The organism is Streptomyces sp. NPDC002467 (assembly GCF_042889825.1).
Classification (GTDB): domain Bacteria; phylum Actinomycetota; class Actinomycetes; order Streptomycetales; family Streptomycetaceae; genus Streptomyces.
This window is the reverse complement of record NZ_JBIARJ010000001.1, coordinates 414,315-433,575: the sequence shown is the minus strand read 5'-3', so window position 1 is coordinate 433,575 and position 19,261 is coordinate 414,315. Positions and strand designations below refer to the sequence as shown.

Here is a 19,261-nt window from a genome sequence, read left to right as displayed (position 1 = left end):
GACCTCGGGGGAACCGATGGACACCGGCCGACTGCCGCGCTGCTACCGCCACCCGGACCGCGACACGGGAATCAGCTGCACCCGCTGTGAGCGCCCCATCTGCCCCGAGTGCATGATCAGCGCCTCGGTCGGCTTCCAGTGCCCCGAATGCGTCCGTGAGGGCTCCGGCACCGGGCACCGCCCCGCCGCCAACGCGCCGCGCAACCTCGCGGGCGGGGTGGTCGCGGCCGACCCTCAGCTGGTCACCAAGATCCTGATCGGGATCAACGTGGCGGTGTTCTTCGTGGCGCTGATCGCCCCGGCCGTCGTCATCCAGCTGGAGCTGCTCGGCCGGTACCGCGAGTTCCCCGGCGCCCCCATCGAGGGGATTTCCACCGGCCAGTACCACCGGCTGCTGACCTCGGTGTTCCTGCACGTCGAGTGGTGGCACCTGGTCGGGAACATGCTCGGGCTGTGGTTCATCGGCGGCCCGCTGGAGGCGGCGCTGGGGCGGGCCCGCTACCTGGCCGTCTACCTGCTCTCGGGCCTGGGCGGCAGCGCCCTGGTCTACCTGCTGACCCCGTCGAACACCCCGGCCCTCGGCGCGTCCGGCGCCATCTTCGGCCTGCTCGGCGCGACCGTCGTCCTGGCACGTCGGCTGCGCTACGAGATGCGGCCGGTGATCGTGATGGTCGTGCTGATGCTGGTGCTGACCTTCGTGCCGTTCGGCGGGGCCCTCTCCATCTCCTGGCAGGCCCATGTGGGCGGCCTGATCACGGGAGCGGTGCTCGGTCTTGCCATGCTGTGGCCCGCCACCGGCAGGAACCGCGCACTGGTCCAGTGGGGCACCTGCGCGGTGGTCTTCGTGCTGGCGGCCTCCGTGATCCTGCTCCGTACGGCAGAACTCACGGAACTCACCTGATCACATCGGCGTCAACCCTCCACAGAGTTATCCACAGATCTTCTGTCTTTTCCTCAGGTGTGGATGACGCTGTGGATAACTCATGGGGAGAGCTTCCACCGGAGGGAGATCGGTGCTACTTCCACTGCGTGGAGACGCCGAATCCCGCCGCGATAAATCCGAATCCGACTACAATGTTCCAATTGCCCAGCGATTCGATGGGCATGCGGGTCTCGGTCACGTAGAAGACGACGATCCACGCGAGTCCGATGAGGAAGAGCGCCAGCATGACCGGAGCGACCCAGCTGCGGTTCGTCAGTCGGATGCTCTGCGGCTGCCGGGTGGGCGGCGGGGTGTAGTCGTCCTTCTTGCGGATACGTGACTTCGGCACGAGGGGCTCTCCTGTCGATGGGCTGGGGACCTTGCCTGCCCCGGGCGTCCGTTAGCGTAGTGGACCTGTGGCGTTGAAGGAGAAGGGTACGTTGAGCAATTCCGACGACTCCTCCAAGGGTCCCCGGCGTCGGGCCGGAACGGTCCGGCTGCTGACCGCTGCCGTCTTCGCCCTGGCCGGCCTGCTCTTCGTCACCAGTTTCAACACCTCCAAGGGTACGAACATCCGGACCGACGCCTCGATGCTGAAGCTGTCGGACCTCATCCACGAGCGCAGCCAGGACAACGCCGAGCTGGAGCAGAGCCTCGAACCGGTCCGCAACAAGGTGGACGCCCTCGCCGACCGTGACGACGGCAGCACCAAGGCGGAGGACGCCAAGCTCACCGCCCTGCGCGCGGCCTCGGGCACCGAGGAACTGCCCGGCAAGGGCCTGACGGTCACCCTGAACGACGCCCCGCCGAACGCCACCGCCCGCATCCCCAACGTGCCCGAGCCCCAGCCCAACGACCTGGTGATCCACCAGCAGGACCTCCAGGCCGTGGTGAACGCCCTGTGGCAGGGCGGCGCCCAGGGCATCCAGGTCATGGACCAGCGGCTGATCTCCACCAGCGCGGTGCGCTGCGTGGGCAACACCCTGATCCTCCAGGGCCGGGTCTACTCCCCTCCCTACAAGGTGTCGGCGGTCGGCGACCCGGGCGCGTTGCGCAAGGCGCTGGCGGCCTCGCCGGCCCTGCAGAACTACCAGCTGTACGTGAACGCCTACGGGCTCGGCTGGAAAGTGGACGAGCACAAGGCGCTGACACTTCCGGGTTACTCCGGCACAGTGGACCTCCACTATGCGAAGCCGGTCGGCCCCTCCTCCGAGACCAGTCAGCCCTGACGTCGTACTGCGCCTGGTGGTGCGGACGTTCAGCGAGGTGTGCCTGACCGCGGGCACCCTGATCGTGTTGTTCGTGGCGTACGTGCTGTTCTGGACCGGGGTCAAGGCCGACCGGGCCATGGACGGGGAGATGTCGGCCCTGCGCGACCGCTGGGCGGCGGCCCCGGCCGCGGCCCCCGCCCCGTCGCCTTCTCCTTCTCCCTCTCCGTCGGCAGTGCCGCAGCAGTCGGTGCCGCCCGCGACTCCCGAGCCGGCGGCCTACCCGGCGGGCAGGGCCTTCGCCGAGATGTACGTCCCGCGCTTCGGCCGGGACTGGAACAAGCCCGTCCTGGAGGGCACCGACCCGGACGTGCTGAAGAAGGGCCTCGGCCACTACTCCGGCACCGCCCGCCTCGGCGCCACCGGCAACTTCTCCGTGGCCGGACACCGCCGCACCTACGGCGACCCCTTCAAGGACTTCCCCGAGCTGCGCCCGGGCGACGAGGTGATCCTCAAGGACGCCTCCGCCTGGTACACGTACACCGTGCGCGGCGGCCCCCTGCGCACCCTGCCGACCGACGTCGCCGTGGTCGACCCGGTCCCGGCGAAATCACCGTTCACGACCCCGGGCCGCTATCTGACCCTCACCACCTGCGACCCGGAATGGGGGCACAGCCACCGCCTCGTCGTATGGGCGGAACTGACCGGCACGCGACCCGTCGGAGAGGGGAAGCCGGAGGGTTTGACCGGCTGACCCACCCCGCCGGGCCGCTGCCTTTAGTCTGTTCGCGTACCGCCCTTCGCGGTGCGTGGAACATACGTGGACGAAAAGGAAACAGGCGGCATGTACGGCTGGATCTGGCGCCATCTGCCGGGAAACGCGTGGGTACGCGCGCTGATCTCGCTCGTGCTGGTCCTCGCGGTGGTCTTCGTGCTCTTCCAGTACGTCTTCCCCTGGGCCGAGCCGCTCCTTCCGTTCAATGACGTGACGGTGGACGAGGGATCGGGAGTCACTCCGTGAGCGCGCGCATTCTGGTCGTGGACAACTACGACAGCTTTGTCTTCAACCTGGTCCAGTACCTCTACCAGCTCGGGGCCGAATGCGAGGTGCTGCGCAACGACGAGGTCGAGCTCTCGCACGCGCAGGACGGTTTCGACGGGGTGTTGCTCTCGCCGGGTCCCGGTACGCCGGAGGAGGCGGGCGTCTGCATCGACATGGTCCGCCACTGCGCGGACACCGGCGTCCCCGTCTTCGGCGTGTGCCTCGGCATGCAGTCCATGGCGGTCGCCTACGGCGGTGTCGTGGGCCGGGCGCCGGAGCTGCTGCACGGCAAGACCTCCCCGGTGGTCCACGAGGGCCTGGGCGTCTTCGCCGGGCTGCCCTCGCCCTTCACCGCCACCCGCTACCACTCGCTGGCCGCCGAGCCGCCGACCCTGCCGGACTCGCTGGAGGTCACGGCGCGGACGGAGGACGGCATCATCATGGGCCTGCGCCACCGCGAGCACGACGTCGAGGGCGTGCAGTTCCACCCCGAGTCGGTGCTGACGGAGTGGGGCCACCGGATGCTCGCGAACTGGCTGGTGCGCTGCGGTGACGCGGGCGCGGTGGAGCGGTCGGTGGGGCTCGCCCCGGTGGTGGGCAAGGCCGTCGCGTGACCGCGGTCGCGCCGTCCGCGCCCACGGAGGGCCGGGCCGCGCGACGCAGGGCGGCGCAGGAGGCCGCCAAACGCTCCGCCAGGCAGAGCAGGAGGCGGGGCGGGCGGCGGCGCAGGCGGCCGGCGTCGGGCGGCCCGGTGATCGTCCTGAGCCGGCTGGGCGGGGAGCTGTTCATCACGCTCGGGCTGGTGATGCTGCTGTTCGTCGCCTACCAGCTCTGGTACACGAACCTCCTGGCGCAGCGGACGGCGGACGGCGCCGCGGGCTCGCTCCAGCAGACCTGGCAGAAGGACCCGGGCGGAAGCGGCGGCGCGTCCGCGGGGGCCGCGGCGCCGCCCGTGACGGCCTTCGAGCCGGGCCAGGGCTTCGCGATCCTGTACATCCCGAAGCTGGACCTGAAGGTGCCGGTCGCCGAGGGCGTCAGCAAGCCGAAGGTCCTCGACAAGGGGATGGTCGGGCACTACGGCGAGGGCGCGCTGAAGACGGCGATGCCGGCCGACAAGACGGGCAACTTCGCGGTGGCGGGCCACCGCAACACCCACGGCGAGCCGTTCCGATACATCAACAGGCTGGTGCCGGGGGACCCCGTGGTGGTCGAGACCCGGGACGCGTACTACACGTACGAGATGACCTCGTCGCTGCCGCAGACCCCGCCGACGAACGTGTCGGTGATCAAACCGGTGCCGGAGGGCTCGGGGTTCACCGGGCCGGGGCGCTACATCACCCTGACGACGTGCACGCCCGAGTTCACCAGCACCTACCGGATGATCGTATGGGGCAGGATGACGGATGAACGCCCCCGCAGCCAGGGTCCGCCGCCCGCGCTGACCAGCCCGTAGCCGTTGCCGTCGCCTGCCTCCGCCGCCTTCGCCGCCCTAAGGACGAACCAGCAGTGTCCTCCCGTGCCCCCCACCGCAGCCTGCTCGCCGGATTCCTGAGCTTCCTGGGCGAGGTCCTGATCACCCTGGGCCTGGTGCTGGGCCTGTTCGTGGCGTACTCGCTGTGGTGGACGAACGTCCTCGCGGACCGGCAGGCGTCGGAGCGGGGCGACAGGATCCGCGAGCAGTGGCAGGCCCCGGCCGCGGGCGCCCCCGCGGAGCCGGGCGCGCTCGACGTCCAGGGCGGGGTGGGCTTCCTGCACGTCCCGGCGATGAAGAACGGCGAGGTGCTGGTCAAGAAGGGCACCGACCCGGACGTCCTCAACGACGGCGTCGCGGGCTACTACACGCAGCCGGTGAAGTCCGCGCTGCCGTGGGAGGCGAAGGGCAACTTCACGCTCGCCGCGCACCGGGACGGACACGGTGCGAAGTTCCACAACATCGACAAGGTGAAGAACGGCGACGCGATCGTCTTCGAGACGCGGGACACCTGGTACGTCTACAAGGTCTTCGCGGAGCTGCGGCAGACGTCGAAGTACAACACGGACGTGATCAACCCGGTCCCGAAGGAGTCGGGCAAGACGGCCCCGGGGCGCTACATCACGTTGACGACGTGCACTCCGGTGTACACGTCGAAGTACCGGTACGTGGTGTGGGGCGAACTGGTGCGGACGGAGAAGGTGGACGGGAAGAGGACGCCGCCGGCGGAGTTGCGGTGAGTGCGCTCTTCCTAAGCTGCACCCCGCAGCTTAGGAAGACCGCAGGACCTGGAGCTTGACGCCGGCGCTCCAAGCCTCCAGAAGGCCCCTGTGGACGGCTGTGACGCCTCCCTGGGCGGCGAGGGCCAGGGACTCCCGGGTGAAGGCGCACGTGGCCACGTAGAGGGCCACGTCGGCCTCGTGGATGACCTTGGAGGCGCCCAGGAACTTCTGCATCTCTCCGCTGAGCACGTGCCGGAAGGGCGCGAAGTTCTTGCACTGCACGGCGACGGTGCGGCCGTCGGCGGTGCGGGCGGAGATGTCGACCCCGCGGTCGCCGCCGTGCCCGCCGTGCAGCTCGACGTCCGTGCAGCCGTCGCGCCGCAGGAGCTGGGCGACGTGCTCCTCGAACTCCCGCCAGTTCATCGCGTCGATGGTCCCGATGACACCGGTGAGGGCCTTGACGTCCTGGCCGCGCTGGAGGCGGCTGAGCTGGATGTCGTGCTCGATGAGCTTGATCTGGATCTGCTCCACGTCATTGCGCAGGCCGAGGAGCTCCCTGCGCTGTTCCCCTGCCGTTTCGACGAGGGCGTTGAGCATGGGGACGACGGTCCGGCCCAGCAGCTTGGTGAAGCTCGCTTCGCTGAGCCTGGTGATCCGATCGTCGAGCGATTCGATGTCGTTGGGTACGGGCTGCGCCCGGGACGACTGCTCTTGGTCGAGCAAATACGTGCGCACCTGACGGGCGACCTCGCTGTCGCGCAGCAGCATTGCCATGTTGAGGATCGTGCGTCGTGTGTAAACAGCCAGGTGGGCGCGGCCCTGTGGATAACTCTCGTTTGAAAGGTACAGGTTGTCACTTTCAAACCGTTGCAGGTCAGAGCCGCGGAGCGTGCGCATGCCGTTCTCGATCAGCTCTTGGCGGTGACGCTTGACCACCTGCCGGATCGCGTTCTCGGCGACCTCGTAGTACATCGCCACCATCGCTGTCGTCACATGCAAACCGTCCGGCAGTAGCGACAGGGTCTTCACCTTGTCCAGCACTTCCGTCCGCTCCAGCACGCTCGTGCGCATCGTCCTGGACTCCAGCAGCACCGATTCGTCGATCATGTTCCGTCCCTCCCGGGTGGGGCCCGACGCCCTCCCCCGTCCGGGCTAACGAATTCGCACATATGAAGACACGTACGGAAAAAGGTCCGGACCCTTCTCCGAAGAGAGGGGGCCGGACCTTTTCGAGCGGGGGTGACTAGCGGCGGTTGCCCAGGCCTCCGAAGAAGCCGCCGTCCTGCTGGCCGGCCATCGTCCACACGTCGACGTTCGAGCCCGTGTTGACCGGCTGGCCGGGGCCCGGGTTGGTGTTGATGACGATCGCGTTGTCGTCCGTCGGGCCGGTGATGTTGCCCAGCTTCAGGTTGGCCCGCTTGAGCTCGTCCTTGTACTGGCCCAGGGTCCGGTTGGCCGGGGCCGGGACCGTGGTCGCCTGGGTGGCCTTGGCGATGGTCACGTTGACCGTCTTGTTGACCTCCAACTGCTCACCCGCCGCGTACTGCTGCTGGATGATCGTCTTCGGCGGGGCACCGGGGGACTCGGTCTCCGTCGTGCTGCCGAGCCTCAGGTTGGCGGCGGCGAGGAGGGCTTGCGCCTCCTCCTTGGTCTTGCCCAGGAGGTTCGGGACGGTGGCCTTGGAGACTTCCTTGGCGACGGTCAGCGTGATCACGGAGTTCTTCTCCGCCTCGCCGCCCGCCTTCGGGTTCTGCTCCAGGACGGTGCCGGCGGCGCGGGGGGACTCCTGGGTCTTGCGGTCGACCTGGAAGCCCGCCTCCTTCAGCTTCGCCTCGGCCTGGTCCACCAGCAGGTCGGTCACGCTGGGGATGGCCACCTTGGGCGCGCCCGTGGAGATCGTCACCGAGACCGTGGAGTCCTTGTCGACCTTGGTGTCGGGGGCCTTGTCCTGCTTGCAGACGTTGCCCTTGGGCTGGTCCGCGCAGGGTTCGTCGGCTCCCTTGACCACCTTGATGCCGACGTTCTCGCCGCTCTTCTGCGCCTGTTCCAGGGTCTGCCCGATGAGCTTGGGCACGGACGGCCGGTTGTCGGCGCCGTCGCCCAGGAGGGCGCGACCGATGAGGATCGCGCCGATGAGGACGAGGAGGCCGGCCGCGACCAGGAGGAAGGTGGAGGCCTTGCTCTTCTTCTGGCTCTGGCGGCGGTGCGGGCCCTGGTCGTAGCCGCCGTGGCCGCCCTGGTCGGGGTAGCCGTAGCCGCCGTCGTTGGCGTTCATCGGCGGGAGCATGGAGGTCTGGCCGGCGTCGGTGGCGCGCAGGGCGGTGGTGGGCTGGTCGTAGCCCTGCTGGCCGTAGCCGTGGCCCTGGTCGTGCGGGTAGCCGTAGCCGGCGGCGCCCATGGCGGCGGTGGCGGCGACGGGCTGGCCGTCGAGGCAGGCCTCGATGTCGGCGCGCATCTCGTCGGCCGACTGGTAGCGGTAGTCGGGGTCCTTGACCAGTGCCTTGAGGACGATGGCGTCCATCTCGGGCGTGATCTCGGGGTCGAAGTTCGACGGGGGCTGCGGTTCTTCCCGTACGTGCTGGTAGGCGACGGCCACGGGGGAGTCGCCGACGAACGGGGGCCGTACGCACAGGAGCTCGTAGAGCAGGCAGCCGGCGGAGTAGAGGTCGGAGCGCGCGTCGACCTGTTCGCCCTTGGCCTGCTCGGGGGAGAGGTACTGGGCGGTGCCGATGACGGCCGCGGTCTGCGTCATGGTCATGCCGGAGTCGCCCATGGCGCGGGCGATGCCGAAGTCCATGACCTTGACCTGGCCGGTGCGGGTCAGCATGACGTTGGCGGGCTTGATGTCGCGGTGCACGATGCCGGCGCGGTGCGAGTACTCCAGAGCCTGGAGGATGCCGATGCACATTTCCAGGGTGCGCTCGGGCAGCAGTTTGCGGCCGGAGTGCAGGAGTTCGCGCAGGGTGGAGCCGTCGACGTACTCCATCACGATGTACGGGATGGAGATGTTGTCGACGTAGTCTTCGCCGGTGTCGTAGACGGCGACGATCGCGGGGTGGTTCAGCGACGCGGCCGACTGGGCCTCGCGGCGGAACCGGGCCTGGAAGGACGGGTCGCGTGCGAGGTCGGCGCGCAGGGTCTTGACGGCGACGGTACGACCGAGCCGGGTGTCGTGGGCGAGGTAGACCTCGGCCATGCCACCGCGGCCGAGCACGTGGCTCAGCTCGTACCGGCCGCCGAGGCGACGCGGCTCTTCCATAACGTGCAGCCCTCTCCGTCAGTCCCGACCGCACCTGTGTGTGGTCCGGCGGTGTGCTGTTCGCGCAAAGGCTACCGGCCGATCGTCTGTGATCGGTTCGCGGCCACAGGCTGATACTGGACCGGTACCGTACGCTCGGATCCGGGCGGGAACGGTGATCCGAATCACACCCGTGGTGCCCCTTGCGACTCTTGTGTGGTGCCCGGTCCCGCCCGTCATCCCTTGCCGCTGTTGAGCACGGCTTCCATGACGACCTTCGCCACCGGGGCGGCGAGGCCGGCGCCGGAGATGTCCTCGCGGTCCGCGCTGCTGTCCTCGATGACGACGGCGACGGCGACCGGCGAGCTGTGGTCGGGGAGCTCGGCGTACGAGATGAACCAGGCGTACGGGCGCTTCTTGTTGCCCTCGCCGTGCTGGGCGGTGCCGGTCTTGCCGCCGACGACCGAGCCCTTGATCTTGGCGGTGGTGCCGGTGCCGTTCTCGACGACGTTGACCATCATCTGCTGGAGCTTCTGGGCGTTCTCCGCGGAGACGGGCCGGCTCATCTCCTGCGGCTCGTGCTTCTCGATGACGTCGAGGTTGGGCGCGGTGAGCTGGTCGACCATGTAGGGCTTCATCAGCTTGCCGTCGTTGGCGATGGCGGAGGCGACCATGGCCATCTGCAGGGGGGTGGCCGCGGTGTTGAACTGGCCGATGGAGCTCAGGGCGTTGCCGTCCTTGCCCATGGTCTTGTCGTAGACGCTGCCGAAGGCGCGGACCGGAATGTCGATCTTGGTGTTGTTGAAGCCGAACTTCTCGGCCGTCTTCACCATGTTGTCCCGCCCCACCTTGTCGCCCATGTTGGCGAAGACGGAGTTGCAGGACACCTTCAGGGCGTCGTTGAGGCTGGCCTTCTCGCATCCCGCGGCGTGGTTGACCATCGGGGTCTTGGTCCCGGGCAGGATGTACGGCTCGGGGGTGTCCGTCGGCGCGTTGATGTCCGAGACGACGCCGTTCTCCAGGGCGGCGGCGGCGGTGACGACCTTGAAGGTGGAGCCCGGCGGGTAGGTCTCGCGCAGGGCGCGGTTGACGAGGTTCTTGTCCTCGCTGTCCTTCAGCTCGTTCCAGGCCTGCCCGTCGGCCTTGGAGTTGCCGGCGAAGCGGGAGGGGTCGTACGAGGGGGTGGAGACGAGGGCGAGGATGGCGCCGGTGCGCGGGTCGATGGCGGCTACGGCGCCCTTCTTGTTGCCGAGCTTGTCGTAGGCGGCCTTCTGGGCGGCGGGGTTGAGCGTGGTGACGACGTTGCCGCCGGCCTTCTTCTCGCCGGTGAACATGCCGATGGTGCGGTCGAAGAAGAGCCGGTCGTCGTTGCCGGTGAGGATGCCGTCTTCGAGGGATTCCAGCTGGGTGGAGCCGAACGCCTGGGAGGCGTAGCCGGTGACGGGTGCCCACAGGGGGCCGTCGACGTAGGTCCGCTTGAACTTGTAGTCGCTGCCGTCGGTGACCGCGGAGCCGGTGATGGGCTGGCCGCCGACGATGATGTTGCCGCGTTCGGTGGCGTACTGGGCGATCTGGACCCGACGGTTCTCCTTGCGCGTGCCGAGTTCCTCGGCCTGGACGTACTGGAGCCAGTTGGTCCGGATCAGCAGGGCGAGGATGAGCAGCCCGCAGAACAGCGAGATGCGGCGCAGGGGCTTGTTCATGACGGGCGGACCACCTGGGTCATCTCGGAGTCGGGGGACGGGGCGGGGGCCGGGGCGGGGCGGCGTGCCGTGTCGCTGATCCGGATGAGGATTGCGATGAGCATCCAGTTCGCCAGGACGGAGGAACCGCCGTTGGCGAGGAAGGGCATGGTCATGCCGGTGAGGGGGATGAGGCCCATGACTCCGCCGGCGACGACGAAGATCTGGAGGGCGAAGGCGCCGGAGAGCCCGATGGCGAAGAGCTTGCCGAAGGGGTCGCGGGCGGCGAGGGCGGTGCGGACGCCGCGTTCGATGATGAGCCCGTAGAGCAGGAGGAAGGCCATCACGCCGGTCAGGCCGAGTTCTTCGCCGACGGTGGAGAAGATGAAGTCGGAGTTGGCCGCGAAGCCGATGAGGTCGGAGTTGCCCTGGCCCCAGCCGGTGCCGAGGACTCCGCCGGAGCCGAAGCTCATGATCGACTGACCGACCTGCTCGCAGGCACCGGAGGTGCCGTAGCAGGCGAAGGGGTCGAGCCAGGCGGTGACGCGGACTTTCACGTGGCTGGCGGTGGCTCCGACGACGGCGGCGCCGCCGACGCTCATGAGCAGGCCGATGACGATCCAGCTGGTGCGCTCGGTGGCCACGTACAGCATGATCACGAACATGCCGAAGAAGAGGAGCGAGGTGCCGAGGTCGTTCTCGAAGACGAGGACGAGCAGGCTCATCGCCCAGATCATCAGGATGGGGCCGAGGTCGCGGCCGCGCGGCAGGTAGAGGCCCATGAAGCGGCGGCTGGCCAGGGCCAGGGCGTCGCGCTTGACCATGAGGTAGCCGGCGAAGAAGACGGCGATGACGATCTTCGCGAACTCACCGGGCTGGATGGAGAAGCCGCCGACGCTGATCCAGATCTTGGCGCCGAAGACGTCGGCGCCCAGGCCCGGGATGACGGGCAGGATCAGCAGGACCAGCGCGGTCACCATGGAGATGTAGGTGAAGCGCTGGAGCACGCGGTGGTCCTTGAGGACCAGCAGGACGCCGGCGAACATGGCGATGGCGACCGCCGTGTACATCATCTGACGGGGCGCGGACTCGCTGAAGCCGCCGAAGGAGCGCTTGGCGAGGTTCTGGAGCCGCTCGGACTGGTCCAGGCGGTAGATCAGTACGAGGCCCAGCCCGTTGAGGAGGGTGGCCAGGGGCAGCAGCAGCGGGTCGGCGTACTTGGCGTAGCGGCGCACGACGAGGTGCGCGATCCCGGCCAGGACGCCGAGGCCGAGGCCGTAGAGCAGCATCCCGGGGGGGAACTTGCCGTTGATCGCGAGGCCCACGTTGGCGTAGGCGAACATCGAGATGACCACGGCGAAGCCGAGCAGCAGGAGCTCGGTGTTCCGCCGGCTCGGCAGCTCGATGGCTCCGATGGTGGTCGTGTTGGTGACAACGCTCATGGTGTGGCAGGCCCCCTGTGCCCGCGGGTGTCTACTGCTTGCCGCACAGGCCGACCACTTGCTGCTCCTGGGGAGTCAGCGTGGTGTCGGTGCCGGGTGTCTGGTTCTGCGCCTCGGCGTTGCGGCGCTTTTCGTCCTTCTGGCAGGCGGTGACCTGGATGCCGAGTTCGTCGACCTTCTCGCGGGCGCCCTGGAGGGTTTCCTCGCTGATGCTCGACTCGACCTGCTTGCGCTTGAAGGGCGGGAGGTACTTCAGTTCGATGTCGGGGCGGTCGGTCTCCACCTTGGAGAGTTCCAGCGGGCCCAGCTTCTGGCTGATGCCGCGGAAGAGCGCGACGTGGTCGCCCTTGACGCCGACGTAGTACTGGTTCTGGGTCCAGCGCCAGCCGGCGTAGACGCCGCCGCCGACGACGCCCGCGATGATCAGCAGGGTCAGGGTGCGGGTGGCCCACTTGCGGCCTTTGCCGCCGCGGCGCCTGCTGCGGGGCTTGTCGTACGTGTCCTCGTAGCCGGAGTCGCCGTTGTAGCCGTCGGCTTCGCCGAAGGTGCCGTACGCGCCGCCGCCGGGGGCCGCCTGGCCCTGGTCGGCGTATCCGTAGCCGGGCGCCTCGCCGCTGCCGGGGGGGCCGAAGGCGCCCGCGGGCGGCGGGACCTGGCGGCCCAGGCCCGAGGCGCGGCCGGCGGCGCTCTGCATGGCGTTGCCGCCGTCGAAGAGCTGGTGCTGGTTCTCGGCGACCGCGCCGACGACGACGGGGGTGTCGCTGACCTGGGCGGCGAGGGTGTCGCCGCTGTCGGTGTCGAGGACGTCGGCGACGATGCAGGTGATGTTGTCGGGTCCGCCGCCGCGCAGGGCGAGCTGGATCAGGGACTGCACGGTGGCGCCGGGGCCGTGGTAGTCGGCGAGGGTCTCCTCCAGGGTCTGGTGGGAGACGACGCCGGAGAGCCCGTCGGAGCAGATGAGGTAGCGGTCGCCGGCGCGGACCTCGCGGATGGAGAGGTCGGGTTCGACGATGTCGCCGCTGCCCAGCGCGCGCATCAGCAGTGAGCGCTGCGGGTGGGTGGTGGCTTCCTCTTCGGTGATGCGGCCCTCGTCGACGAGGCGCTGCACCCAGGTGTGGTCCTGGGTGATCTGGGTGAGGACGCCGTCGCGCAGCAGGTAGGCGCGGGAGTCGCCGACGTGGACGAGGCCGAGGCGCTGGCCGGTCCACAGCAGGGCGGTCAGGGTGGTGCCCATGCCTTCGAGCTGGGGATCCTCCTCGACCATCAGGCGCAGCTGGTCGTTGGCGCGCTGCACGGCGGTGCCGAGGGAGGTGAGGATGTCGGAGCCCGGGACGTCGTCGTCGAGCTGCACGAGGGTGGAGATCACCTCGGAGCTGGCGACCTCGCCGGCGGCCTGGCCGCCCATGCCGTCGGCGATCGCGAGGAGACGGGGTCCGGCGTAGCCGGAGTCCTCGTTGCCCTCGCGGATCATGCCCTTGTGCGATCCGGCGGCGAACCGCAGGGACAGACTCATGCGCACCTCGCCGGTCGGCTCCGGGTACAACCGGTCTCGAGCCACACTGCCCACCCTCCGGTCGGGAGCGCGCGCGTGTCCGTGTCCTCGGTGGGACGGATCACCGCAGCGTGCTCGCTCCGCTCGCTCATTCTCGTACTACTTCCGCAGCTCGATGACGGTCTTGCCGATGCGGATCGGGGCGCCCGGCGGAATGGGCGTCGGGGTGGTCAGGCGGGTCCGGTCGAGATACGTGCCGTTGGTGGACCCGAGATCCTCGACGATCCACTGTCCGTCCCGGTCGGGATAGATCCTGGCATGGCGGCTGGACGCGTAGTCGTCGTCCAGCACGATCGTGGAGTCGTGGGCGCGGCCGAGCGTGATCGTCTGGCCGGCGAGGGCCACGGTGGTGCCCGTGAGGGTGCCCTCGGAGACGACGAGCTTGGTGGGCGCTCCGCGGCGCTGGCGCTGCTGCGGCGGGGCCGCCTGGCGTCCGCCGGACTGCGCGGGCGCACTCGTGTTCCCGCCGCGGCGGGAGCCGCGCTGGGTCACTCGGGTTCCGAACAGGTCACTGCGGATGACCTGTACGGCCACGATGACGAACAGCCACAGAACGGCCAGGAAACCCAACCGCATGACCGTCAGGGTCAGCTCTGACATTGCCCCCGCTTCACCCTTCGGCTTGCCGGTAAATGATGGTGGTGCTGCCCACGACGATCCGCGAGCCGTCGCGGAGCGTAGCGCGGGTGGTGTGCTGCCCGTCCACCACGATGCCGTTGGTGGACCCGAGATCCTGGATCGTCGAGGGCGTTCCGGTCCGGATCTCACAGTGCCGGCGGGATACGCCGGGGTCGTCGATCCGCACGTCGGCTTCGGTGCTTCGGCCGAGTACGAGCGTGGGGCGCGAGATCTGGTGGCGGGTGCCGTTGATCTCGATCCAGTGGCGCCGCGGGGTTCCCGAGGCGGGTACGGGGGCCGGTCCGCCCGCGGCCGGCCGGCGCGGGGCGCCCGGGGGCGGTCCTGCGGGCATCGGCGGGGCGGAGACCGGGGGGTAGCCGTAGCCGCCCTGCTGGCCCTGAGGGGCCTGGCCCTGCGGGGCCTGGGGCTGCTGCGGCTGGGAGGTGCTGGAGGCGAGGGTGCGGCTGCGGACCCGGTACAGACCGGTGTCGAGGTCCTCGGCCTTCTCCAGGTGGACCTTGATGGGGCCCATGAAGCTGTAGCGCTGCTGCTTGGCGTAGTCGCGGACGAGGCCCGCGAGCTCGTCGCCGAGCTGCCCGGAGTAGGGGCTCAGGCGGTCGTAGTCGCCGGCGCTGAGTTCGACGATGAAGTCGTTGGGGACGACGGTCCGCTCGCGGTTCCAGATCGTGGCGTTGTTGTCGCACTCGCGCTGGAGGGCGCCGGCGATCTCCACGGGCTGGACCTCGGACTTGAAGACCTTGGCGAAGGTGCCGTTCACCAGACCTTCGAGTCGCTGCTCGAACCGCTTCAGAACTCCCATGGGGCACCTCCTCCGTCGTTGTCGCCCTGTACTGCTTACTGATCGTATCCACGCGTGGCGGATTCGGCTGGTTCCCCATCGGTCCTGTGCGGACGAGTGTTGGTCCTCACAAGGGATCGTAGGGGCGGCCCGAGGACAGTGTCCCGCACCGGGAGCGCAGTGCGGGAGGGGCTGTCCACGGCAGGGTGCGGGGGCCCGGGGAAAGCGATGTGAATCCACCCCGTCCGACGTGCTAATGTTCCGATGTCGCCAGGGGAACGGCCCGAAAGGGAAGAACCACTGGGACGCTGCTCGGGCGAGTGGCGGAACGGCAGACGCGCTGGCTTCAGGTGCCAGTGTCCTTCGGGACGTGGGGGTTCAAATCCCCCCTCGCCCACATCGACGAAACGGTCGTCATCGCGAAAGCGGTGGCGGCCGTTTCGCTTTGTTCGTGTTCTTCCCGGTGCGTGTTTTCCCGTGTGCCGCCGTGGAGGGTGTACGGATGTGACGCGCATCCCATTCCGCTTGCCCCGGCCCGCGTCGAGGACTTCCGGTGGGCCGGGGGCGGTTCGCTCCGGACGAGCCCGTCGATCGGTTCCGTCCGCAGGGCCTGACGGCGGGGCCGTCCGACTTTCGTCGAGCGGGACGCGACGAAAGGGGGAGGCCGCGCGGAGGCCCGGGTGTCTAGGGTCGGCGCGTGGATGTGAAGGCGAAGGCGCGGGCGGGCTGGGACTGGCTCAAGGGGCCCGAACCCTGGACGCGGCGGATGGCGGCCGGTGACCTGGCCCTCGTCGTCGTGATGGGCGTGCTCGGGCTGGGCGTCGAGGAACTCGACAAGGGCTCCGGGCTGCGCATGGCGCTGTCCGTGGTGGTCGTGGCGGTGCTGACCCTGCTGCGCCGGCGGCTGCCGGGGACCACCCTCGTGGCCGGCTCGGCGGCCGGCGCGGTGCTGCCCGGGGCGTTCCTGGTGACGGTGCTCCTCGGCTGGTCGGCGGGGCGCCGGATCGTGGGGGTGGGCCGGGCGCTGGCCGCGTTCACGCTGGCCTTCCTCGCGGCGGTGGGGCTCAGCGTGTGGGACCAGTGGGCGCAGATGCGGCCGCTGCTGGTGCTGGTCTTCTCCACGCTGATGTTCGTGGTGACCACGTTGATGCCGGGCCTGGCGAGCCGGTACTGGTCGCAGCGCCGCACGCTGCTGCGCGCGCTGCAGGAGCGCAACGGCCAACTGCTGCGCGAGCGAGCCATGGTCGCCGGTCAGGCGAGGCTGCGCGAGCGGCAGCGCATCGCGCAGGACATGCACGACAGCCTGGGCCACCAACTGGCGCTGATCTCCGTGCACACGGGGGCCCTGGAGGTGGATCCGAAGCTGACCGACCGCCAGCGCGAGGCGGTGGGGGTGCTGCGGCAGGCCTCGGTGGCGGCCATGCACGAACTGCGGGAGGTCGTCGGGATCCTGCGGGACGGGGTGGAGGCGCCGCTGCCCGTGGAGGAGGCGGCCCAGCCCGCGGCGCGCGGGGTGGCGGGCATCGAGGGCGTCGTGGAGGCCGCGCGGGTCGCGGGTACGGACGTACGGCTGACCAGGTCGGGGCAGTCCAGGCCGCTGGTCGCGGCCTGCGACCACGCGGCGTACCGGATCGTGCAGGAGGCGCTGACGAACGCGTACAAACACGCTCCCGGTGCCCCGATCACGGTGGAACTGCGCTACGAGGACGATTCGTTGGTGGTGGAGATCGCCAACGGGCCCGCTGTCGGTCCGGGGGCCGGGGACGTGGTCTCCGGCGGGCAGGGGCTGACGGGGCTGCGGGAGAGGGCGCGGCTGGTCGGCGGGATGGTGCACGCGGGCCCGACCGAGGGCGGTGGGTTCCGGGTGGCCGGGGTGCTGCCGTACGGGGCGGGGCCGGCCGGTGTCGAGGAGGAGCCGGCCGGGGCCGAGGAAGTGGCCGACGACTTCGGGCAGCAGGCACAGGCGCGGGGGTTGTGGGGCGCGCGGGCGCCCAAGAACGTGCCGCCGATGGACTGGGACGCGGTGGACCGCGAGTTGGCCGTGAAGGTGCGCGGTCGCTCGGGGGGCGTCGCCATGGGGTGTGGGATCGCGGTGGCGGCGTTGGTGCTGCTGGTGATCGTGCTCGGCGCCGGGCTGGTGTTCCTGGTGGGGTCGGCGAACCAGGCGATGATCGACCGGGCGGAGTTCGACGCCGTGAAGATGGGCGAGCCCGAGCAGGCGGTGCGGAGCAGGCTGCCCGACGGGGACAACGTGCTGACGCAGGGGCTGGACCGCAAGGGGCCGCCGCGGCCGGAGGGTTCGAGCTGTCTGACGTTGCTGTCGACCGCGCCGCAGGAGAGCTTGACCACCGACACCGTTTTCCGGTTCTGCTTCAAGGACGGCAAGCTCGTGGACAAGCAGGTCTACGAGGTCAAGCAGTAGGAGCGCGGGTGACAGCCGAAGTGATCCGAGTGGTGATCGCCGACGACGAGCCGCTGATCCGGGCCGGGATCAGGATGATCCTCACCTCGGCACCGGACATCGAGGTCGTGGCGGAGGCGGCGAACGGCCGGGAGGCGGTCGAACTGGCCCGTTCGCACGCGCCGGACGTGGTGCTGCTGGACATCCAGATGCCCGTGATGGACGGCCTGACGGCGCTGGGCGAACTGCGGCGGGCCGTGCCGCAGGTGCGGGCGCTGATCCTGACCACCTTCGGGGAGAAGGAGAACGTGCTGCGCGCCCTGGGCCAGGGCGGCGCGGGTTTCCTGCTGAAGGACTCGGCGCCGGGCGAACTGATCGGCGCGGTGCGGGCGGCCGCGGCCGGGGACGCGTACCTCTCGCCGGCGGCGACCCGGCACGTGGTGGACCAGTTGGCGTCGGGGAAGGCCGCCGTGCGCGGCGAGGAGGCCCGGCGGCAGGTCGCGGCGCTGAGCGACCGGGAGCGCGGGGTGCTGGCGCTGCTGGGGGAGGGCCTGTCGAACGCGGACGCGGGCCGGCGGCTGCACATGAGCGAGGCGACCGTGAAGACGTACGTGAGCCGGATCCTGGCGAAGCTGGGGTGCGAGAACCGGGTGCAGGCGGCGCTGCTGGCCAGGGACGCCGGGCTGTAGATACGGTTCAGCCCGTTCGAGAAGCGATCAATGCACGGGTGATGGGTGGGGGCGGCGCGAATGGCTGCGGTTTCGACGGTTGCCGGTCAGCGGATACCGGTGGTGGCGGGCTTCGGGCCGAAGGTGGCGGCGGGCTCGCCCAAGGAGGAGGGCAAGGCGCTGCGCGGCCGTGTGCCGAGGTCGGCGCACGCCCGCTTCGAGGCTCCCTCCGGGCGGCCGGACGCCGTGCGGGCGGTGGAGGAGTCCAACGCGGGGCGGGTCGCCGAGCTCACCCCGATACGGGTCGGCCGGATGGCCGCGAACCCCTTCGCCTTCCTGCGCGGGGCGGCCGGGCTGATGGCGCACGACCTGTCCGGCGGCGTGGTGACCGGCATAGGCACGCAGCTGTGCGGCGACGCGCACGCGGCGAACTTCGGCCTCTACGGTGATGCGCGCGGACGACTCGTCATCGACCTGAACGACTTCGACGAGACCGTGTTCGGTCCGTGGGAGTGGGACGTGAAGCGGCTTGCGAGCTCTCTGGTGCTGGCCGGGCGCGTGGCCGGCGCGGACGAGGACACCTGCCGGGCGGCCGCGCTGGACGCGGTGGGCGCGTACCGCCGGACCATGCGGCTGCTGGCCAAGCTGCCGGCGCTGGACTCGTGGAACGCCATCGCGGACGAGGAGCTCGTATCGCACACCGATGCCCGTGATCTGCTGGGCACGCTGGAGCGGGTCTCCGAGAAGGCCCGCAACAACACCTCGGCCCGCTTCGCGGCCAAGTCGACGGAGATCGGGCCGGACGGCGGCCGCCGCTTCGTGGACGCGCTGCCCGTGCTGCGCCGGGTCGGGGACGGGGAGGCGGCGGCCGTGGCGGCCTCGCTGGGTCCGTACCTGAGCACGCTCCAGGGGGACCGGCTGCCGCTGCTGGCCCGCTACGCGATCCACGACGTGGCGTTCCGTGTGGTGGGCACCGGAAGCGTGGGCACGCGTTCGTACGTGGTGCTGCTGCTGGACCACCGCGGCGAGCCGTTGGTGCTCCAGGTGAAGGAGGCGCGGCCGTCGGTGCTGCTGCCGCACCTGCCGGCCGGTTTCGAGATGGCGCCGGTGGAGCACGAGGGCCGCCGTGTGGTGGCCGGGCAGAAGCGGATGCAGGTGGTCTCCGACATCATGCTCGGGTGGACCACGGTGGAGGGTCGGCCGTTCCAGGTACGGCAGTTCCGCAACCGCAAGGGCAGCGTGGATCCGGCGGCGCTGGCCGCCGACCAGATCGACGACTACGGGCGGATGACGGGGGCCCTGCTGGCCCGGGCGCACGCGCACAGTGCCGATCCGCGGCTGTTGGCCGGGTACTGCGGCAAGAACGACGAGCTGGACGAGGCGATCGCCACCTTCGCGGTGGCCTACGCGGACCGTTCGGAGGCCGACCACGCGGATCTGGTGGCGGCGATACGGAGCGGGCGGATCGCGGCGGAGATGGGCGTCTGACCCGTCGC

17 protein-coding genes, 1 tRNA gene and 1 pseudogene are annotated in these 19,261 nt (G+C 69.9%); 11 read left to right on the top strand and 8 right to left on the bottom strand.

From position 1 onward, the window contains the following. Window positions 1-16: 16 nt before the first annotated feature. Window positions 17-901 carry a rhomboid family intramembrane serine protease gene (locus tag ACFYYJ_RS02045; RefSeq protein WP_389127756.1) on the top strand — a complete coding sequence of 295 codons (885 nt, stop codon included), beginning with the start codon at window positions 17-19 and terminating at the stop codon, window positions 899-901. A gap of 115 nt (window positions 902-1,016) precedes the next feature. Here ACFYYJ_RS02045 and crgA read toward each other — a convergent pair whose 3' ends face one another. Then, window positions 1,017-1,271: a cell division protein CrgA gene (gene crgA / locus ACFYYJ_RS02040; protein ID WP_384586085.1), complete on the bottom strand. Its 255-nt coding sequence runs from the start codon at window positions 1,269-1,271 to the stop codon at window positions 1,017-1,019. A gap of 91 nt (window positions 1,272-1,362) precedes the next feature. Here crgA and ACFYYJ_RS02035 point away from each other — a divergent pair, with 91 nt between their 5' ends. The 6 genes and pseudogenes from ACFYYJ_RS02035 (at window position 1,363) to ACFYYJ_RS02010 (ending at window position 5,383) form a co-directional block, all read left to right on the top strand. After that, on the top strand, window positions 1,363-2,151 hold the full coding sequence (locus ACFYYJ_RS02035; RefSeq protein WP_385124712.1) for a DUF881 domain-containing protein: 789 nt from the start codon (window positions 1,363-1,365) through the stop codon (window positions 2,149-2,151). Then, complete coding sequence (locus tag ACFYYJ_RS02030) at window positions 2,108-2,884, top strand: class E sortase (protein ID WP_389127753.1); 777 nt, start codon at window positions 2,108-2,110, stop codon at window positions 2,882-2,884. Before ACFYYJ_RS02035 ends, ACFYYJ_RS02030 begins: the two co-directional genes overlap by 44 nt. Window positions 2,885-2,950: 66 nt before the next feature. Next, entirely contained in the window at window positions 2,951-3,151 is a 201-nt protein-coding gene (locus tag ACFYYJ_RS02025) for a hypothetical protein (protein WP_329391308.1), read from the top strand. After that, entirely contained in the window at window positions 3,148-3,786 is a 639-nt protein-coding gene (locus ACFYYJ_RS02020; protein ID WP_376657434.1) for an aminodeoxychorismate/anthranilate synthase component II, read from the top strand. Before ACFYYJ_RS02025 ends, ACFYYJ_RS02020 begins: the two co-directional genes overlap by 4 nt. After that, a pseudogene (locus ACFYYJ_RS02015) lies at window positions 3,741-4,625 on the top strand (class E sortase); the annotation flags it as partial. The gene ACFYYJ_RS02020 and the pseudogene ACFYYJ_RS02015, both read left to right, overlap by 46 nt. A gap of 53 nt (window positions 4,626-4,678) precedes the next feature. Then, complete coding sequence (locus ACFYYJ_RS02010; RefSeq protein ID WP_385362108.1) at window positions 4,679-5,383, top strand: class E sortase; 705 nt, start codon at window positions 4,679-4,681, stop codon at window positions 5,381-5,383. A 30-nt stretch (window positions 5,384-5,413) separates the two neighbouring features. Here the strand turns inward: ACFYYJ_RS02010 and ACFYYJ_RS02005 are convergent, their stop codons facing one another. The 7 genes from ACFYYJ_RS02005 to ACFYYJ_RS01975 form a co-directional block, all read right to left on the bottom strand. Then, complete coding sequence (locus tag ACFYYJ_RS02005) at window positions 5,414-6,472, bottom strand: restriction endonuclease (RefSeq protein WP_389127751.1); 1,059 nt, start codon at window positions 6,470-6,472, stop codon at window positions 5,414-5,416. A gap of 136 nt (window positions 6,473-6,608) precedes the next feature. Then, on the bottom strand, window positions 6,609-8,624 hold the full coding sequence (gene pknB / locus ACFYYJ_RS02000; protein WP_389127749.1) for a Stk1 family PASTA domain-containing Ser/Thr kinase: 2,016 nt from the start codon (window positions 8,622-8,624) through the stop codon (window positions 6,609-6,611). Between the two features lie 215 nt (window positions 8,625-8,839). Beyond that, on the bottom strand, window positions 8,840-10,306 hold the full coding sequence (locus tag ACFYYJ_RS01995; protein WP_385362102.1) for a peptidoglycan D,D-transpeptidase FtsI family protein: 1,467 nt from the start codon (window positions 10,304-10,306) through the stop codon (window positions 8,840-8,842). Then, window positions 10,303-11,727 carry an FtsW/RodA/SpoVE family cell cycle protein gene (locus tag ACFYYJ_RS01990; protein ID WP_385362101.1) on the bottom strand — a complete coding sequence of 475 codons (1,425 nt, stop codon included), beginning with the start codon at window positions 11,725-11,727 and terminating at the stop codon, window positions 10,303-10,305. The genes ACFYYJ_RS01995 and ACFYYJ_RS01990 overlap by 4 nt, the downstream gene beginning before the upstream one ends. A gap of 31 nt (window positions 11,728-11,758) precedes the next feature. Next, window positions 11,759-13,240 carry a PP2C family protein-serine/threonine phosphatase gene (locus ACFYYJ_RS01985; RefSeq protein ID WP_389127746.1) on the bottom strand — a complete coding sequence of 494 codons (1,482 nt, stop codon included), beginning with the start codon at window positions 13,238-13,240 and terminating at the stop codon, window positions 11,759-11,761. A gap of 138 nt (window positions 13,241-13,378) precedes the next feature. Continuing rightward, window positions 13,379-13,879 (bottom strand): FHA domain-containing protein, encoded by a 501-nt coding sequence (locus tag ACFYYJ_RS01980; RefSeq protein WP_384586105.1) that lies wholly within the window; start codon window positions 13,877-13,879, stop codon window positions 13,379-13,381. A gap of 10 nt (window positions 13,880-13,889) precedes the next feature. After that, complete coding sequence (locus ACFYYJ_RS01975; protein ID WP_385124721.1) at window positions 13,890-14,717, bottom strand: FhaA domain-containing protein; 828 nt, start codon at window positions 14,715-14,717, stop codon at window positions 13,890-13,892. Between the two features lie 293 nt (window positions 14,718-15,010). On the opposite strand from ACFYYJ_RS01975, the gene ACFYYJ_RS01970 reads away from it, so the two are divergent. The 4 genes from ACFYYJ_RS01970 (at window position 15,011) to ACFYYJ_RS01955 (ending at window position 19,253) form a co-directional block, all read left to right on the top strand. Further along, window positions 15,011-15,093, top strand: a tRNA-Leu gene (locus ACFYYJ_RS01970). Window positions 15,094-15,393: 300 nt separating this feature from the next. Further along, window positions 15,394-17,118: a sensor histidine kinase gene (locus tag ACFYYJ_RS01965; protein WP_385362096.1), complete on the top strand. Its 1,725-nt coding sequence runs from the start codon at window positions 15,394-15,396 to the stop codon at window positions 17,116-17,118. Between the two features lie 8 nt (window positions 17,119-17,126). Next, window positions 17,127-17,786 (top strand): response regulator, encoded by a 660-nt coding sequence (locus ACFYYJ_RS01960; RefSeq protein ID WP_385362094.1) that lies wholly within the window; start codon window positions 17,127-17,129, stop codon window positions 17,784-17,786. Window positions 17,787-17,846: 60 nt separating this feature from the next. Continuing rightward, a complete protein-coding gene (locus tag ACFYYJ_RS01955) occupies window positions 17,847-19,253 on the top strand; it encodes a DUF2252 domain-containing protein (RefSeq protein WP_385124725.1) in 1,407 nt (468 codons plus the stop codon). The last annotated feature ends 8 nt before the right edge of the window (window positions 19,254-19,261 follow it).

Excerpts from the sequence above, each read along its gene's own strand:
- ACFYYJ_RS02005 (WP_389127751.1), bottom strand. The coding sequence starts at position 6,472 with ATGATCGACGAATCGGTGCTGCTGGAGTCCAGGACGATGCGCACGAGC.
- ACFYYJ_RS01980 (WP_384586105.1), bottom strand. The coding sequence starts at position 13,879 with ATGTCAGAGCTGACCCTGACGGTCATGCGGTTGGGTTTCCTGGCCGTT.
- ACFYYJ_RS02045 (WP_389127756.1), top strand. The coding sequence starts at position 17 with ATGGACACCGGCCGACTGCCGCGCTGCTACCGCCACCCGGACCGCGAC.
- ACFYYJ_RS01990 (WP_385362101.1), bottom strand. The coding sequence starts at position 11,727 with ATGAGCGTTGTCACCAACACGACCACCATCGGAGCCATCGAGCTGCCG.
- ACFYYJ_RS01975 (WP_385124721.1), bottom strand. The coding sequence starts at position 14,717 with ATGGGAGTTCTGAAGCGGTTCGAGCAGCGACTCGAAGGTCTGGTGAAC.
- ACFYYJ_RS02030 (WP_389127753.1), top strand. The coding sequence starts at position 2,108 with ATGCGAAGCCGGTCGGCCCCTCCTCCGAGACCAGTCAGCCCTGACGTC.
- ACFYYJ_RS01985 (WP_389127746.1), bottom strand. The coding sequence starts at position 13,240 with ATGAGTCTGTCCCTGCGGTTCGCCGCCGGATCGCACAAGGGCATGATC.
- ACFYYJ_RS01995 (WP_385362102.1), bottom strand. The coding sequence starts at position 10,306 with ATGAACAAGCCCCTGCGCCGCATCTCGCTGTTCTGCGGGCTGCTCATC.
- pknB (WP_389127749.1), bottom strand. The coding sequence starts at position 8,624 with ATGGAAGAGCCGCGTCGCCTCGGCGGCCGGTACGAGCTGAGCCACGTG.
- ACFYYJ_RS01955 (WP_385124725.1), top strand. The coding sequence starts at position 17,847 with ATGGCTGCGGTTTCGACGGTTGCCGGTCAGCGGATACCGGTGGTGGCG.